We start from the raw sequence: 16,440 nt of genomic DNA, 5'->3' as shown, positions 1-16,440 counted from the left end.
GTGAACATTGCAAGTTTTTTTCGCGATGTAATAAAAAAAATTTTTGTTAGTTTCACAACACAAAACATTGATTAATGGTAGAAAACTGCGTTATAATCGAAATTGAAAATCAATATCAATTATAAGGTGTATACATATAGATGAAAATAAGGGAGAGAAACATATGATCACATATACTTCCATTGCAAATATCATTAAAGAAAGACGAACCATTCGTACATTTACAGATAAAGCAGTAGAAAAAGAATTGTTAATTGAATTATTAAATGACGCAACGTGGGCACCAAACCATCAGCATCGTGAGCCATGGAAATGTAAATTATTTATTGGAGAAGGTCGTAAAACATTAGTAGATGCTGTATTACATTCTTTCACAGAAGAAGAACGAGCAAAAAGAGGTAAAATTTTATCCGATCGTTTTCTAAGTACACCAGCTCAAATCGTTGTATATATGGATGAAGATCCACGTCAAGTGCAACGTGATGAAGACTACGCGGCAGTGTGTGCATTTATGCAGAACTTCCAGTTATTAGCTTGGGAACGTGGACTAGGTTGTGTTTGGAAATCAGGTGGATTGAATTATAATCCTTTATTTATAGAAGGAATTGGATTAACAAAAGGACAACGTATTGTTGGAATCCTTCATATTGGTTATTTCGATAAGAAACCAGAAGGAAAAGAGCGTACGCCGATTACGAAGAAGATGGAAGTTATTGAAGGGTAATAGCTGAAGATGAGAAGCTGGATGCAAATGATTTAAAGTTTGTGTTCAGCTTTTTTGTTTTTTGGAGTTTTTTATATCTTAGTAATCTTATGATGAAGATTACTGATAAAAGAGAATAACAGAGTATCTATTTTTCATCATTTCTCATGAAAGCTTGTTTCCTCTCATACACTGTCTTAAGGGAAAGTGTAAGGAGGGAAAATAATGAGAGCTAGTGATGATAAAGCACTACAATATGCAATTGCCGAAATTACTGAAATTGCAACTGGGTTTGGACTGGATTTTTATCCGATGCGCTATGAAGTATGTCCAGCAGAAATTATTTATACATTTGGTGCATATGGAATGCCGACTCGGTTTTCACATTGGAGTTTTGGAAAACAGTTCTTCAAAATGAAGCTGCATTACGATTTGGGACTTAGTAAAATATATGAACTTGTCATCAACTCTGACCCATGTTATGCGTTTTTACTTGATACCAATTCATTGATTCAAAATAAATTGATTGTAGCACACGTATTAGCACACTGTGATTTCTTTAAAAATAATATTCGTTTCTCAAACACGAAGCGTGATATGGTTGAAAGCATGGCAGCGACAGCAGAACGAGTTAAAGCGTATGAACATAAATATGGAAAAGCAGAAGTAGAAGAATTTTTAGATGCTGTTTTGGCTATTCAAGAACATATTGATCCATCGCTTATGCGGCCGAAGCTTGCTTGGAGTATTGATGATTTAGAAGAGGAAGAAGAAAAGAAACGAGTATCTCAGTACGATGACTTGTGGGATTTAGATGATAGAAATAAAAAAAGAGAACGTTCGAATATACGGAAGAAAAAGAAAATCCCGCCGCAACCAGAGAAAGATCTACTTCTATTTATTGAGCAATATAGTAGAGAACTAGATGAGTGGCAACGCGATATTTTAACGATGATGCGAGAAGAAATGTTATATTTCTGGCCGCAATTAGAAACGAAAATCATGAACGAAGGCTGGGCTTCGTACTGGCATCAACGCATCCTTCGTGAAATGGACTTAACATCCGATGAAGCAATCGAATTTGCGAAGTTAAATGCAGGAGTCGTTCAGCCGTCCAAAACAAGTATTAATCCATATTACCTCGGTATAAAGGTGTTTGAAGATATTGAAGAACGTTATAATAACCCAACTGAAGAGATGAAAAGGCGCGGTGTGAAGCCAGGATCGGGCCGTGACAAAATCTTTGAAGTGCGAGAAATTGAATGGGACGTATCGTTCCTTAGAAACTATTTAAATAAAGAGCTTGTAATGAGAGAAGATATGTACTTATTTCAGCGCCAAGGAAAAGAATATAAAATAATTGATAAAGAGTGGGAACACGTTCGTGATCAGCTCGTTAATATGAGGACAAATGGTGGATTCCCATATTTAGTGGTGGAAGATGGAGATTATTTAAAGAACGGTGAATTGTACATTAAACATTGTTATGAAGGAATTGAGCTTGATTTAAAATATTTAGAGAAAGTATTACCATACATTCATCAGTTATGGGGAAGAACGGTGCATATGGAATCTAATGTAGAGAATAAAGGTGTTGTCTTTTCCTATGATGGGAAGATGGTGCATCGGAAGTATGTGTGAAGTTACTGTTTAACAGTAGCTTCTTTTTTTATGGATATGATTTACAAATAAAAAAGGGAAGAAGATATAATCCTTTGTTTAATAAGAATAGTTAAATGTTAAAGGATGTATAGAAAAAGAGAAAAGCAGTAGGATTTTATTATGAAGGGGCGGAAGGTAGTAAGGGGAAAATAGTTGGTGAGATTAGAATTTGAAAATGAACAAGAATCAAAAAATAGTGAATTAATTTCTTTGTTTCTTGGAAGTGATGTACAACCGTCTATCGGCTCTGTTAAGGATACAATTAGAGAATTGGATTCTGTGCTTAATGGAAAAAAAGAAAAATTTCAATGTAGTTATAATGCAACAGACATTGAGATGGATCGATATAAAACAGTAATAGAAGAGCTATACCCTGATGATGAAGATCATCCATTACAGTGTGAAATTGAAACAATAGAATTAAGAAAATTACTCTTAATATGGTTTGAAGAGTTGACACAGTATAGATATACACGAGGGGAAATTAAAAAAGAACAAAAAGAAATAATATTAAACTGGATGGAAGAGCAACAAAAGATCGGTGATAAGTTAGAAGAGAATTTGAAAAGATAAATAAAATTAATAGTACCTTAGCAATACAAAGGTTAGACTACGTTCTGGCATCAACGCATACTTGGTGAAATGAATGTAACGTCTGCTGAAGCAATTGAATTTGCCAAGTTGAAAGCAAGCGTAGTATGTTCTCATGATAGAAATATGTGTAAAGTCGCTGGAATAAATCAGCGGCTTTTTTCATACCAAGTATGTTTCAATTTAGTGAACAAGTATAAAGTTCGAGCTTTATATATTGTCATTATATTTTTTCACGGTTATTATATACCTATACGGGTATGTGTAATTTTAATTTTGTATATATCTGTAGCAGTAAGAAAAAATAGTTGTGGAGGTTAGGGAAATATGAGTAAAAAAATCGTCGTAGTCGGTGGAGTTGCCGGCGGAGCATCAGTAGCAGCGCGTCTTCGTCGTTTAAGTGAAGAGGATGAAATTATTATGTTTGAGCGAGGCGAATATATTTCGTTTGCGAACTGCGGATTGCCGTATTACATTGGCGGTGTGATTCAAGAGAGACAGAAGTTGTTAGTGCAAACAGTTGAGAAGATGTCAAAGCGATTTCATTTAGATATACGTGTATCAAGTGAAGTGATAAAAATTAATAAACAAGAAAAAACAATTATTGTGAAAAATGTAATGACAAATGAAACATACGAAGAATCTTATGATGTTTTAATTCTTTCACCAGGATCTAAGCCAATTGTGCCACCTATTTCAGGAATTGAAACCGCAAAGGCGTTGTTTACATTACGGAATGTACCAGATACAGATCGCATTAAAGGGTATATTGATGAGGAGAAACCACGCCATGCGACTGTTATTGGTGGAGGATTTATTGGGGTTGAAATGGCAGAAAACTTGAGAGAAAAAGGAATAGATGTGACGCTTGTTGTGATGAATAATCAAGTAATGCCACCAATCGATTATGAAATGGCAGCATATGTACATGAACACATGGAGAAGCATGGCGTTCAGCTCATTTTGAAGGATGGAGTAGAGGCTTTTGAAGAAGATGGTAAAGTTGTTCGTTTAAAAAGTGGTTCAAAAATCAATACAGATATGATTATTCTTTCTATCGGTGTTCAGCCAGAGAGTAGTTTGGCAAAAGAAGCAGGATTAGCACTTGGAGTAAGAGGAACAATTAAAGTAAATGAAAAACTACAAACTTCGGATTCGTCTATTTATGCGATTGGTGATGCGATTGAGGTAAAAGATTTTGTAACGGAAACAGAAACAATGATTCCGTTAGCATGGCCAGCAAATCGACAAGGTCGTCTATTAGCGGATATCATTCATGGGCATACAGAATCGGTATACAAAGGAACGATGGGAACATCAATTGCAAAAGTATTTGAATTGACAGTTGCTTCAACAGGAGTAAATGAAAAGGTATTGCAGCATTTAAATATACCCTATGAGGTAGCACATGTACAGGCAAATTCTCATGCGGGTTATTATCCGAATGCATATCCTATTTTATTAAAATTAATTTTTAATAAAGAGTCAGGCGAAATTTATGGTGCACAAGCTGTTGGACGTGACGGTGTAGATAAACGAATTGATGTCATTGCAACGGCAATGAAAGCGAAACTAAAGGTAATGGATTTACCAGATTTAGAATTAGCATACGCACCGCCGTATTCTTCTGCAAAAGATCCAGTAAACATGGTGGGGTATGCTGCAAGTAATATAATCGAAGGGCTTGTAGATACTGTGCAATGGCATGAGATTGACCATATTGTCCAAAACGGTGGATATTTGATTGACGTTCGTGAACCAAATGAGTTGAAACAAGGAATGATTAAGGGATCGGTTAATATTCCATTAGACGAATTGCGTGAAAGATTGGATGAAATTCCAGTAAATGAAGAAATATATATTACATGTCAGCTCGGTATGAGGGGCTATGTTGCTGCACGTATGTTAATGGAAAAAGGATATAAGGTGAAAAATGTAGATGGTGGTTTTAAATTGTATGCGACTGCTTTGCCAGACCAGATTGTCTATAAAGAGGTTTAAAGTAAATCCCTATTCATTATGATAAAGCTAACTAAAATAGTGCTTTACAAAATACCCTTTAGGGTATAAGATGGTTTGTAAATGCAAATCAAAATCTTACTACAGTAAGTATTTCTTTCAATAAAGCATATTTTACAAAGTATTGAGGTGATCGGGCATTGGAATATAATCAAGATATTAAAAATAGGCTGAAGCGAATTGAAGGACAAATTCGTGGTGTTCTTCGAATGATTGAGGAAGAGAAGGATTGTAAAGAGGTAATTACACAATTAACAGCGTCACGTTCTGCTATGGATCGCGCAATCGGATTAATTGTCGGGACAAACTTGGAGAAATGTTTGCGAGACCAATTTGAAAAAGGCGATACATCAAATGAAGATTTGATTAAAGAGGCTGTACAATTACTTGTGAAAAGTAGATAATCTGTCAAACGAATGTGTTGACAGATTTTTAAAACATCACTTCATACCCCTATAGGTATATAAGGTATTAAATTTTTTTAAGCGAAAATATACCATAGGGGGTAAGGTAGCGATTGACTTATCATTACAAACAATAGATGTGCTGAGAAAGTTATATTCATGTAGATGTTCGTAGTAAAGCAAATGATATGGATTGAAAAATAGAAGAAAAAGATGGAGGTATAGAATATGAATGCAAAACAAGTATTAGATGTGAAAGGCTTAGCATGCCCAATGCCAATCGTAAGAACAAAAAAAGCTATGGAAGCTTTACAATCTGGAGAAGTACTAGAGATTCACTTAACAGATAAAGGCGCGATAAAGGATATTCCAGCGTGGTCAAAAACAGGTGGGCATGAAGTACTAGATCATACGGAAGAAAACGGTGTACTAAAATTCTGGATTAAAAAAGCGTAAAAGTGACTGTTCTACGGATACGAATCGTATAGAGAAAGATTGGAGGAGAGTGTGTATGGGGGCAAATACAGTATTCAATATCATTTTAACTATACTTGTTGCTTCGTTTATCATTTCTCGCTTTTTACCGGTTAAGGGTGTTAAAAATATAAGTGGGAAAGAGCTAAGAGGTTTACTTCATAAAAAGAACAAACAATTGATTGATGTTCGCACACAAGGTGAATTTAGGGGGAATCACATTCAAGGATTCCAAAATATCCCCTTAAATGAGTTCGCACAAAAAGCGAGTCATTTAGATAAAAACAAAGAAGTAATTGTTATTTGTCAAAGTGGAATGAGAAGTAAACAAGCAGCAAAAATGCTAAGAAAATTAGGCTTTCAACATATTACGAATGTCTCAGGTGGTATGAATGCTTGGAATTAAGGAGGAAATAAAAAATGAAAGAAATGACAGCAAAAGAATTAGAAAATAAATTGATGAACCACGAAGTATTAAATATAATCGATGTTCGTGAAGTAGAAGAGGTAAAGGAAGGGAAAATTCCAGGAACTCTTCATATTCCACTAGGTTTATTGGAATTTCGTATGCATGAATTAGATAAAAACAAAGAATATATTATGGTATGTCTCTCTGGAGGGAGAAGCTCACGAGCTGCTCAGTTTTTAGAAAGCAATGGTTTTAAGGTTATAAATATAACTGGTGGCATGTTAGAGTGGAAAGGTAAAACAGAATAATACTGTATACAAGGCAGTGTTTTTTATAAATAAAGGGTTTCGTATATTTTTTGTAATACCTATATAGGTATATGGAGGTGGAGAGTTAACATGGAGAATAAGAAGAAAACAACGATCGTTTTGTTTAGTGGAGATTACGATAAGGCGATGGCGGCATATATTATTGCGAATGGTGCAGTGGCATATGATCAGGAAGTGACGATTTTTCATACGTTTTGGGGGCTAAATGCACTTCGGAAAGATGGACATGTGAAGGTAAAGAAAAACTTTTTGGAGAAAATGTTTGGAAAGATGATGCCTCAAGGTGCAGATAAGATGGGATTATCCAAAATGAACTTTGCGGGGATGGGTCCTAAAATGATTAAGCATGTTATGAAAAAGCATAACGCTATGCCACTTCCAGACTTAATTGATATGGCAAAAGAACAAGGTATTAAGCTTGTAGCCTGTCAAATGACAGTTGATTTATTAGGGTTAAAAGAAGAAGAGATCATGGAAGATGCCGAGTTTGCTGGTGTGGCAGCTTATTTAGCAGATGCTTCTGATGGAAATGTGAATCTATTTATTTGATAAGTAAATAGATTCCTTAAGAAAAAACGATGAACGCCATTGGAGAACTAGTGGCGTTCATTGATTAAGCCCAAATAACTTTCATTAATCTTTCATATTCATCATCTGCAGCTTTATATAATAGTCTTGTATGTTCAAATACAAGGGCAGGATTAAAGTATGGTTCTGTAAATACAAGGGAAGTCGAAATGTCGATAGAATCGCTGTTACTAATTGTGAATTTTGCGAATCGATATGCTGTATTTAGTTCGTTGATTACATGCAATAATTCGCTTTTTTTAGTTGAATCATGAACTTGAGCGACATTGAAGCAATATATATCGACTGTAGGATGCTCGCTATTAAAGGCAGCAATAAGCCGAACTTTTGCGCCACTCTCTGTATCTAAGTTCACTGAAAAAAATACAGAGCCATCATTTTCATCTATGTTTTCTTCCATATATATTTCATTGGATTTTAGATAATCTTTAAAGTCTGAAACGTTATGTTTTACCGCAGCTTTCATATGTTTTACCTCCTGTTAATTGGAATATACACCTATCCTTTATTATAATTTAAAGATATGGAAATTGATAGATGAAAAGTTAGAATTTTTAAAATGTTATTGTGTATGAACAGACAGGAACCATCTGATTTGGAAAAACAAAGAATATCTCACGGATAGAAGTCACATCTTATAGCGGAATTAAAAGTATAAAAAACCCAGCTCTACCTTCATGGAGCTGGGTTTTTTATTAATTCTCATTCGATGTTGTTTCTGTATCTCCATCGTTATTGTTATTTTTTTTGGTAGTAGAATTTTGGTGATTATCGCTATCGTTATTTGTATCTTTTGTTTTCTCAGAGTTTGTTTTTTTCTTGTCTTCTTTATTATCAGAATCAACCTTCTTATACTCAGATAGTCCAAGATGAGTACGAAGTTGTTTTGTTAAATTGTCTAAATCTTCTTCTACGGGAACATAATAATACGTACCACCGTCACTTGCGCGACCACATTCTTTATCACCAGCTGACATATAACAATCTTTACCATTAATCTGTAAATTTTCAATTGAAGAATCTACACCGTATTTATAGAATGATAACATATCATCAAATGTTAAGTTTGTAACAAATTGTCCATCAATGTGATCAATAATATCACCTACTTTTGTTACAGAATCAACGCTTGCTAGCTTTTTCAGAATGGCTTCAATAACAAGCTGTTGGCGTTGACCACGCATTGCATCACTATCAATATGACGTGTTCTTGCAAGAGCAAGAGCTTCTTCACCGTTTAATTTTTGAACGCCTTTTTTCAAGTGGATTGCACCTGCGTTATCGTTACTATCTTGTTCAGTAAATTCAACAGGAACATCTACTTCAATACCACCTAAATCATCCACAATTTTTATAAATGATTTAAAGTTGAATTTTACAAAGTAATCAACAGGAACATTGAGTAATTTTTCTACTGCATCAATACTAGCCTGCGGGCCACCATTTTTCCCGTTTTTAGCAGAACCATATGCATGTGCATGTGTAATTTTATCCATTTTCTTTTCTATTGGGATATAAGTATATGTGTCTCGTGGAATACTCAAAAGTTTTACAGTTTTACTATCTTTATTAAAAGTTGCAAGTAACATTGCATCTGTTCTGATAGCAGCACCGTATTCTTTGCCACGTGTATCGCTTTCATCAACGCCCATGATTAATACAGATACATTATTAGAAATAGGTTTCACTGCTTTATCACGTAAATCTGATTTATCCCCCCGTGCTAAACCGTGAGCAGCATTTCGAACAGCAGAGGATGCTTTATTTACTAAAAACCAAGTATAACTGCCTCCTATTATTAAAAATACTAAAAGAGCACTTATAACGATTTTTGTTTTTTTCCTTCCTTTTTTCGTATTATTTCGTATATTTTTTTGCCAAGATGGGATTTGATCCATTTCATATACTCCTTCATTTGGATTAAAATACGACACTCATATCACCTAATTATAATGAAATTTGGTGGAAAAGAACATTACAAATCATTTACATTTCACAAAAATTCGATTTATTTTGCGAAAAGTCAGATTTTTTTGGGTTACGCACCAAATTTTAGGAGAATAAGCAATAGAGAAGTAAGATTTGTTGAAAGGTTTTGTTGCAAAGTTTGAAAAAAGTATAAACAGGTTGATAAATGAAGAGAAATGTTTAGAAAGAGGCTAGTAATTGTTGAAGTTGATTGTACGTCGAAAAGGCGGAGTCTATTTGAAGATTTCGCCTTTCTTTCTCTACAGCTAGCTATTTATAAGAGCACATCTTATTTAAGCCTTTATTTGGATATGTAATTTTGCATATCTAAATAAGGGGGATTAATATGCAGAGTGTGATTAAATTATATTAAACAATAATTAAATGTTGTTTGAAAATTAAAATGGTTATTTTTCAATGGGATATATCAAGTTGTAACTATTGTAATTACTTAAATAATACTGAAAAATAATTTTATAAGTATAATATTTCCACTCGCATTAATATTCAACAACTAAATTATTGAATATAGTCGACAAAATTCTACTATTTACGCATTAAAAATTTAATGTTTTAATAAAGGTGTAATTGGTATGACCACTAAGGAGAGGAGAGGGGTGTACTAATAAAAGTGCAATAAAGTTTCAAGTAACACTATGCTAAAAATAATTTTTTGAATACTCAGTTTATTAGGTTTGGTAATAATTTAGAATCAAAAAAGTGTCGCATTTGTAAAAATGGAATTTTAAGTCTCTACAAAGCAAAAATAATCTTATTTTATTCCGAGGTGAAAGTATAAGCAATGTACAGTATAATTTCATCTTTTGTAATCTTGTAGGGCTCTTGTCGACAAAACTGGGAGAGATATTATGAAATTATTATCAAAAAAGTCATGGCAGGATTAGCTGTAGGAGCAATGGGTTTATCTATCTGGGCTTCTGTAAGTCAAACAGCAACTCCAGAGAAAAATAAATATTATACTATTCATTTGGCAGCTACTTCAAATTAGGTGATGAAATTTTATTGTTTACTTGTGAAAAACATAGTATTTAAATGAGGGGAAGTAAGGTCCTTACATTCTATGAGAAACGAGAGTTTAGCACTCTATCCAAAAGAATTCTCTTTCCTCAAGCATGTGCAAGAAGAGAGCCTAGCGCTAGGGCGTTCAAGATGTATGAATAAAATTGTAAAAGACAATAGTAAAGAGGTGTACTGAATGAAACATAAAATACTTACAGGGTTTTTAATAACATCCATTGTTACTGGAGTGAATATTCCTATTAATACTCTCGCAACACCAATCGTTCAAGCAGAAACGCAACAGGAAAACATGGATATTTCCTCATCATTACGAAAATTAGGTGCACAATCTAAATTAATTCAAACATATATAGATAAAGCTTTAATGAGCCCTAATGTACAACTAGAGGAAGTTCCATCTTTAAATACGAACCAATCCCTAATCAAACAAGATATGAACGAATGGTCATCGGAACTTTATCCAAAATTAATTCTATTAAATTCAAAAAGTAAAGGATTTGTAACGCAATTTAATAGCTATTACCCAGCATTAAAACAGTTTGTAGACAATAAAGAAGATAAAGAAGGGTTCTTGGATAGACTTGAAGTTCTCCAAGATAAAGCTACGACAAACCAAGAAAACGTACAACGTCAGATTAATGAATTAACAGATCTTAAATTACAGCTTGATACAAAGCTTAAAGATCTCGATACTGACGTGACAAAAGCACAGGGTGTACTAAGTTCAGAGGGAACAGGGAAAATAGACCAGCTAAAAAATGAATTACTAAATACCCAAAAATCAATTCAAGATGATTTACAACAGATAGCATTATTACCAGGAGCTTTAAATGAACAAGGACTTAAGATATTCCAAGAGATCTATAGTCTTGCAAAAGATATTATTGAACCGGCTGCTCAAACGGCGGTGGCAGCGCATAACAAAGGAAAAGAAATTAACAACTCTATTTTAGAAGCAGAGAAAAAAGCAGAGCAAGAAGCGAAAGAACAGGGTAAATCTGCTCTAGAGATTGAATCGGCTAAAAAAGCAGCTCGTGAAGCAATTGAAAAAAGCAAACAAGGTGAAATAGCAGCAGCAGCAGCTGCACAAACGAAAGAGTATGACCTTATGAAAGTTATTGACCCTGAAAAAATTAAGAGCACATATAGTGCCTTCGCTGAAGTAAATAAACTAACAGCCGAGCAGCGAGCACATTTAGATGATTTAGAGACACAAAACCAAAAATTTTATGATTTAACAAAGAACCTAACAGTAGCGGATTTACAAAAATCAATGCTTCTTATTATGCAAAATGATTTACATACATTTGCAAATCAAGTGGATGTAGAACTTGACCTACTAAAACGCTATAAAGAAGATTTGAATCTAATCAAAAATAGTATTACAAAATTATCTACTAATGTTGATACAACTGATCAACAGTCTCAAAAAGATACATTAAGACAATTAAAAAATGTAACAAGTTACCTTGAAGAGCAAGCTAATAAGTTTTAATATTATGAATTTAATGAAAATAATTTAAAGATTATAAGAATCTATCAAAAAACTGAGAAGGAGAATAGTTATGAAAAAACTTCCATTTAAAGTGTTAGCTGTAGCCACTCTAGCAACACTTATAACTACTACTAACGGTAACACTATTCATGTACTTGCACAAGAACAGACCGCTCAAGAACAAAAAGTAGGGAATTATGAATTAGGACCTGAAGGGCTGAAGAAAGCATTAGCTGAAACAGGATCTCATATTCTTGTAATGGATTTGTACGCAAAAACAATGATTAAACAACCAAATATAAATTTATCCAATATTGATTTGGGTTCAGAAGGAGCAGAATTAATTAAAAATATTCACCTTAATCAGGAACTGTCACGAATCAATGCAAATTATTGGTTAGATACAGCGAAGCCGAAGATTCAAAAAACAGCACGTAATATTGTAAATTACGATGAACAATTTAAAAATTATTACGATATATTGGAAGCTGCTGTACAAAAGAAAGATAAAGCAGAGTTAAAAGAGGGTTTAAATGATTTAATCACTACAATTAATACAAATTCAAAAGAAGTTACAGAAGTAATTAAGATGTTACAAGACTTCAAAACAAAACTGTATGACAATTCTACAGGGTTTAAAAATAATGTTGGTGGCCCAGATGGACAAGGTGGATTAACGGCACTATTAGCTGGAAATAATGCCCTGATTCCACAACTTCAAGCTGAAATTGAGAAGCTACGTTCTACTCAGACAGAGCATTTTAACAATGTATTAGCATGGTCAATTGGTGGTGGATTGGGAGCATTCATTTTAGTTGCTGCAGCCATCGCAGGAGGAGTAGTAATTGTTGTGACTGGCGGTACAGCAACACCAGCTGTTGTTGGTGGCCTTGCAGCTCTCGGTGCAGCTGGTATCGGTTTAGGAACAGCATCTGGTGTCACGGCGTCTAATCATATGAACTCCTATAACGAAATTTCTAAAAAAATCGGTGAACTAAGTACGAAAGCCGATCTTGCTAGCCAAGCAGTTATTTCGCTTACTAACGCGAAAGCAACTTTGACAGATTTATATCAAACAGTGGATCAAGCGATAATGTCTCTAACAAATATCCAACAACAATGGAATAAAATGGGGGCTAATTATACAGATTTACATGATAATATCGACTCTATGCAAGAACATAAATTCTCTTTAATACTTGATGATTTAAAAGCTGCTAAACAAAGTTGGAGTGATATTCATAAAGATGCAGAATTCATTTCGAAAGACATCGCTTTTACACAAGAAGCAAAGAATTAAAAATCAAAACCTATAGGAGGAATATGAAATGATGAAAAAAATCCCTTACAAATTAATCGTTGCATCGGCGCTTTTAACTATGACAACAACTTCTGTAGTCTCACCAGTAGCAACTTATGCAAGTGAAATTGAACAAACGAATAATGGAGATACATCTCTTTCAGCAAATGAAGTGAAAATGAAAGAAACTTTGCAAAAGGCTGGGTTATTTGCAAAATCTATGAATGCCTATTCTTATATGTTAATTAAGAATCCAGATGTGAACTTTGAAGGAATTACGATTAATGGGTATGAAGATTTACCTGGTAAAATTGTGCAAGATCAAAAGAATGCAAGAGCACATGCTGTTACATGGGATACGCAAGTAAAAAAACAGCTTTTAGATACATTGACAGGCATTGTTGAATACGATACAACATTTGATAATTATTACGACACAATAGTAGAGGCGATTAATACAGGGGATGGAGATACTTTAAAAGAAGGGATTACAGATTTACGAGGTGAAATTCAACAAAACCAAAAGGGTGCACAAAATTTAATAGCAGAATTAACTAAGTTAAGAGACGCTATTGGAGAAGATGTTAGAGCATTTGGAAGCAATAAAGATCAGTTGAAGTCGATTTTAAAAAACCAAGGTGCTGATGTTGAGGCTGATGAAAAGCGTCTAAATGAAGTTTTAGGCTCAGTAAACTATTATAAACAATTAGAATCTGATGGATTTAATGTAATGAAGGGTGCTATTTTGGGCCTACCGATAATTGGTGGAATCATAGTCGGTATAGCAAGAGATAATTTAGGCAAATTAGAGCCTTTATTAGCTGAATTACGTAAGACTGTAGATAATAAAACAACATTAAATCGTGTAGTTGGAGTTGCTTACAATAATATTAGTGAGATGCATAGTGCGCTTGATGATGCTATTAATGCTCTTACTTATATGTCCACGCAATGGCATGATTTAGATTCTCAATATTCGGGAGTACTGGGACATATTGAGACTGCATCTCAAAAAGCGGATCAAAATAAATTTAAATTCTTAAAACCTAACTTGAATGCTGCTAAAGACAGTTGGAAAACATTAAGAACGGATGCTGTCACATTAAAAGAAGGGATAAAAGAATTAAAAGTGGAATCTGTTACTCCACAACAATAGGGAAAGATCGGCTCTATTATAAAATCGCCTAAAAAAACATAGAAAACCTAGGAACAAATCGTTAAATATTAATTTAACAATTTGTAATACACCGAAAAGGCGGAGTCTGATTAAGGACTTCGCCTTTCACTATAAATTCTCTTTGAATGATATTCATAAAGATGCAGAACTCATTTTATTTTTAAAGAGGAATAGAACCTATAATCAAAACCTACATAGGGGGAATATGAAATGATAAAAAAAATTCCTTACAAAATACTCGCTGTATCGACGTTTTTAACTATTACAACAACTTATGCAGTTACACCAGTAGCAACTTTTGCAAGTGAAATTCAACAAACGAACAATGGAGATATATCTCTTTCAGCAAATGAAGAGCAGATGAAAAAAGCTTTGCAAGATGCTGGGTTATTTGCAAAATCTATGAATGAATATTCTTATTTGTTAATTAATAATCCAGATGTGAGTTTTGAAGGAATTACTATTAATGGGTATGCAGATTTACCTATTAAAATTGCACAAGATCAAAAGAACGCTAGAGAACATGCTGTTACATGGAATACGAAAGTAAAAAAACAACTTTTAGATACATTAACAGGCATTATTGAATACGATACAACATTTGAAAATTATTATGGAACATTAGTAGAAGCGATTAATACAGGGAATGGAGATACTTTAAAAAAAGGGATTACAGATTTATGGGGGGGAATTCAACAAAACCAAAAGTCTGCAAAAGCATTAATAGAAGAATTAACTAAATTAAAAGACGCTATTGGAGAAGATGTTAGAACATTTGGAAGCCATAAAGAGACTTTACAATCGATTTTAAAAAACCAAGGTGCTGATGTGGAGACTGACCAAAAGCGTTTAGATGAAGTTTTAGCGGATATAAACTATCAGAAAGGCATAGAATCTAAAGGATTGACAATGGTGAAAATCCCCTTTTTCCCCACGATGATTGCTGGTGGTATAATGATAGGTGATGCAAGAAGTAAGTTATCAAGTTTAGAGCCTTTATTATCACAATTACGTCAGACTGTAGATTATAAAATAACATTAAATCGTGTAGTTGGAGTTGCGTTTCATAATATTAGTGATATGCATAGTGCAATTGATAAAGCCATTACTTCTCTTACTTATATGTCCGCGCAATGGCATGATTTAGATTCTAAATATTCAGGAGTGCTGGAACATATTGATAAGGCATCTGAAAAAGCGGATCAAAATAAATTTAAATTCTTGAAACCTAACTTGGATGCAGCTAAAGAGAGCTGGAAAACATTAAAAACAGATGTTGTCACATTACAAGAAGGGATGAAAATTGCAGAGAAAAAAGAACAGGATCTTATGAATCAGCTTCGTCCATCAAACGTTTTCTACTTTTATAAAAAAATTCATAACGCATACACATTTGAAATAAAGACTGGAACAAATGCACCAAATGCGTCTTATAAAGTTATGAATTTAACTAAAAATACTGTTCATAATATGTGGAGTGGAGGACCAAATACAAACATGTGGGCTGACTGGCTTTCATTCAATCCAAAAGATGAATTTGCGGTGGTAGCAGTAGTGGATGGGAAAGAATACGTTGTATATAAAGACAAGGTAGAAAATATAATGAACTGAACCCGAAAAGGGTTCAGTTGCAAAGTTTGAAAAAAGTATAAACAGGTTGATAAATGAAGAGAAATGTTTAGAAAGAGGCTAGTAATTGTTGAAGTTCATTGTACGTCGAAAAGGCGGAATGGGAAGTGTCGCAGTTAGCATTTTAGCGCACTTAGGATATGAGATAGTAGCTGCGACTGAAAAAATGGAAGAGAAAGAAATGTTGCTTCATTTAGGTGCGAAAGAAATTATTCATCGAGATGAAATAAATGATCAATCTGGAAAACTGATGTTTAAAGGAATTTATGCGGGTGTAATTGACACAGTTGGCAGAAATACATTAGCAACCACTTTCAATACGGAGGAAGTGTAACGACGTGTGGTAACGTTGCAGGACATGAATTTAAAACTTCCGTATATCCATTTATCCTGCGTGGCATTCATTTGCTCGGAGTAGATTCTGTACAATGTCCAATGATATTAAGAAAGCAGATTTGCTCAATATTAGGAGATGAGTGGAAAAATCTAAACTTATTACCTTATACGACAGAATGCACATTAGAAGAAGTAAATGATAAATTTGACCTTATACTGCAAGGGAAATTAAAGGGAAGAACAATTGTGAAGGCGTTATAATATCGGATCTATCTAAATATATGAAAAAAGACGCCCTTATCCAGGACGTCTTTT

The 16,440-nt window shown here is 33.9% G+C and carries 15 protein-coding genes and 2 pseudogenes; 14 read left to right on the top strand and 3 right to left on the bottom strand.

Annotated elements, in window-relative coordinates; all coding sequences use genetic code 11:
* Positions 1-163 precede the first annotated feature (163 nt).
* The 9 genes from CN288_RS00420 (at position 164) to CN288_RS00380 (ending at position 7,140) form a co-directional block, all read left to right on the top strand.
* Positions 164-724 carry a nitroreductase family protein gene (locus CN288_RS00420; protein WP_098301668.1) on the top strand — a complete coding sequence of 187 codons (561 nt, stop codon included), beginning with the start codon at positions 164-166 and terminating at the stop codon, positions 722-724.
* Positions 725-928: 204 nt separating this feature from the next.
* Complete coding sequence (gene spoVR / locus CN288_RS00415; RefSeq protein ID WP_026592800.1) at positions 929-2,344, top strand: stage V sporulation protein SpoVR; 1,416 nt, start codon at positions 929-931, stop codon at positions 2,342-2,344.
* Positions 2,345-2,521: 177 nt separating this feature from the next.
* Complete coding sequence (locus CN288_RS00410; RefSeq protein WP_098301667.1) at positions 2,522-2,938, top strand: hypothetical protein; 417 nt, start codon at positions 2,522-2,524, stop codon at positions 2,936-2,938.
* Between the two features lie 345 nt (positions 2,939-3,283).
* A complete protein-coding gene (gene cdr, locus CN288_RS00405; RefSeq protein WP_098301666.1) occupies positions 3,284-4,957 on the top strand; it encodes a CoA-disulfide reductase in 1,674 nt (557 codons plus the stop codon).
* Between the two features lie 158 nt (positions 4,958-5,115).
* Positions 5,116-5,379 carry a metal-sensitive transcriptional regulator gene (locus tag CN288_RS00400; RefSeq protein ID WP_026592798.1) on the top strand — a complete coding sequence of 88 codons (264 nt, stop codon included), beginning with the start codon at positions 5,116-5,118 and terminating at the stop codon, positions 5,377-5,379.
* A 228-nt stretch (positions 5,380-5,607) separates the two neighbouring features.
* Positions 5,608-5,835, top strand: coding sequence for a sulfurtransferase TusA family protein (locus CN288_RS00395; RefSeq protein ID WP_098301665.1), 228 nt, complete (start codon positions 5,608-5,610; stop codon positions 5,833-5,835).
* A gap of 55 nt (positions 5,836-5,890) precedes the next feature.
* A complete protein-coding gene (locus tag CN288_RS00390) occupies positions 5,891-6,259 on the top strand; it encodes a rhodanese-like domain-containing protein (RefSeq protein WP_098301664.1) in 369 nt (122 codons plus the stop codon).
* A 14-nt stretch (positions 6,260-6,273) separates the two neighbouring features.
* Positions 6,274-6,570 carry a rhodanese-like domain-containing protein gene (locus CN288_RS00385; protein ID WP_098301663.1) on the top strand — a complete coding sequence of 99 codons (297 nt, stop codon included), beginning with the start codon at positions 6,274-6,276 and terminating at the stop codon, positions 6,568-6,570.
* A 90-nt stretch (positions 6,571-6,660) separates the two neighbouring features.
* Positions 6,661-7,140, top strand: a complete 480-nt coding sequence (locus CN288_RS00380; protein ID WP_098301662.1) for a DsrE/DsrF/DrsH-like family protein — start codon at positions 6,661-6,663, stop codon at positions 7,138-7,140.
* 64 nt (positions 7,141-7,204) lie between these two features.
* Here CN288_RS00380 and CN288_RS00375 read toward each other — a convergent pair whose 3' ends face one another.
* The 3 genes and pseudogenes from CN288_RS00375 to CN288_RS30140 form a co-directional block, all read right to left on the bottom strand.
* Positions 7,205-7,645 (bottom strand): hypothetical protein, encoded by a 441-nt coding sequence (locus tag CN288_RS00375; protein ID WP_098301661.1) that lies wholly within the window; start codon positions 7,643-7,645, stop codon positions 7,205-7,207.
* A 229-nt stretch (positions 7,646-7,874) separates the two neighbouring features.
* Positions 7,875-9,077 carry an LCP family protein gene (locus CN288_RS00370; RefSeq protein WP_098301660.1) on the bottom strand — a complete coding sequence of 401 codons (1,203 nt, stop codon included), beginning with the start codon at positions 9,075-9,077 and terminating at the stop codon, positions 7,875-7,877.
* A gap of 250 nt (positions 9,078-9,327) precedes the next feature.
* Positions 9,328-9,414: pseudogene (locus CN288_RS30140) on the bottom strand (IS6 family transposase); the annotation flags it as partial.
* A 949-nt stretch (positions 9,415-10,363) separates the two neighbouring features.
* On the opposite strand from CN288_RS30140, the gene hblC reads away from it, so the two are divergent.
* The 5 genes and pseudogenes from hblC to CN288_RS00345 all read left to right on the top strand — a co-directional run.
* Positions 10,364-11,683 carry a hemolysin BL lytic component L2 gene (gene hblC, locus CN288_RS00365; RefSeq protein WP_098301659.1) on the top strand — a complete coding sequence of 440 codons (1,320 nt, stop codon included), beginning with the start codon at positions 10,364-10,366 and terminating at the stop codon, positions 11,681-11,683.
* Between the two features lie 70 nt (positions 11,684-11,753).
* The gene (gene hblD, locus CN288_RS00360) at positions 11,754-12,983 is read left to right on the top strand and encodes a hemolysin BL lytic component L1 (protein WP_026592790.1); all 1,230 of its coding nucleotides are present in this window, start codon (positions 11,754-11,756) and stop codon (positions 12,981-12,983) included.
* 28 nt (positions 12,984-13,011) lie between these two features.
* Complete coding sequence (gene hblA / locus CN288_RS00355; RefSeq protein ID WP_098301658.1) at positions 13,012-14,139, top strand: hemolysin BL binding component B; 1,128 nt, start codon at positions 13,012-13,014, stop codon at positions 14,137-14,139.
* A gap of 231 nt (positions 14,140-14,370) precedes the next feature.
* A complete protein-coding gene (gene hblB / locus CN288_RS00350) occupies positions 14,371-15,771 on the top strand; it encodes a hemolysin BL regulatory component HblB (protein WP_098301657.1) in 1,401 nt (466 codons plus the stop codon).
* Between the two features lie 112 nt (positions 15,772-15,883).
* A pseudogene (locus CN288_RS00345) lies at positions 15,884-16,386 on the top strand (zinc-binding dehydrogenase); the annotation flags it as partial.
* Positions 16,387-16,440: the final 54 nt, after the last annotated feature.

The organism is Bacillus sp. AFS023182, from assembly GCF_002560575.1.
GTDB lineage: Bacteria > Bacillota > Bacilli > Bacillales > Bacillaceae_G > Bacillus_A > Bacillus_A arachidis.
Note: the sequence above shows the minus strand (reverse complement) of the source record. Positions and strands in the feature narration are given on the sequence as shown.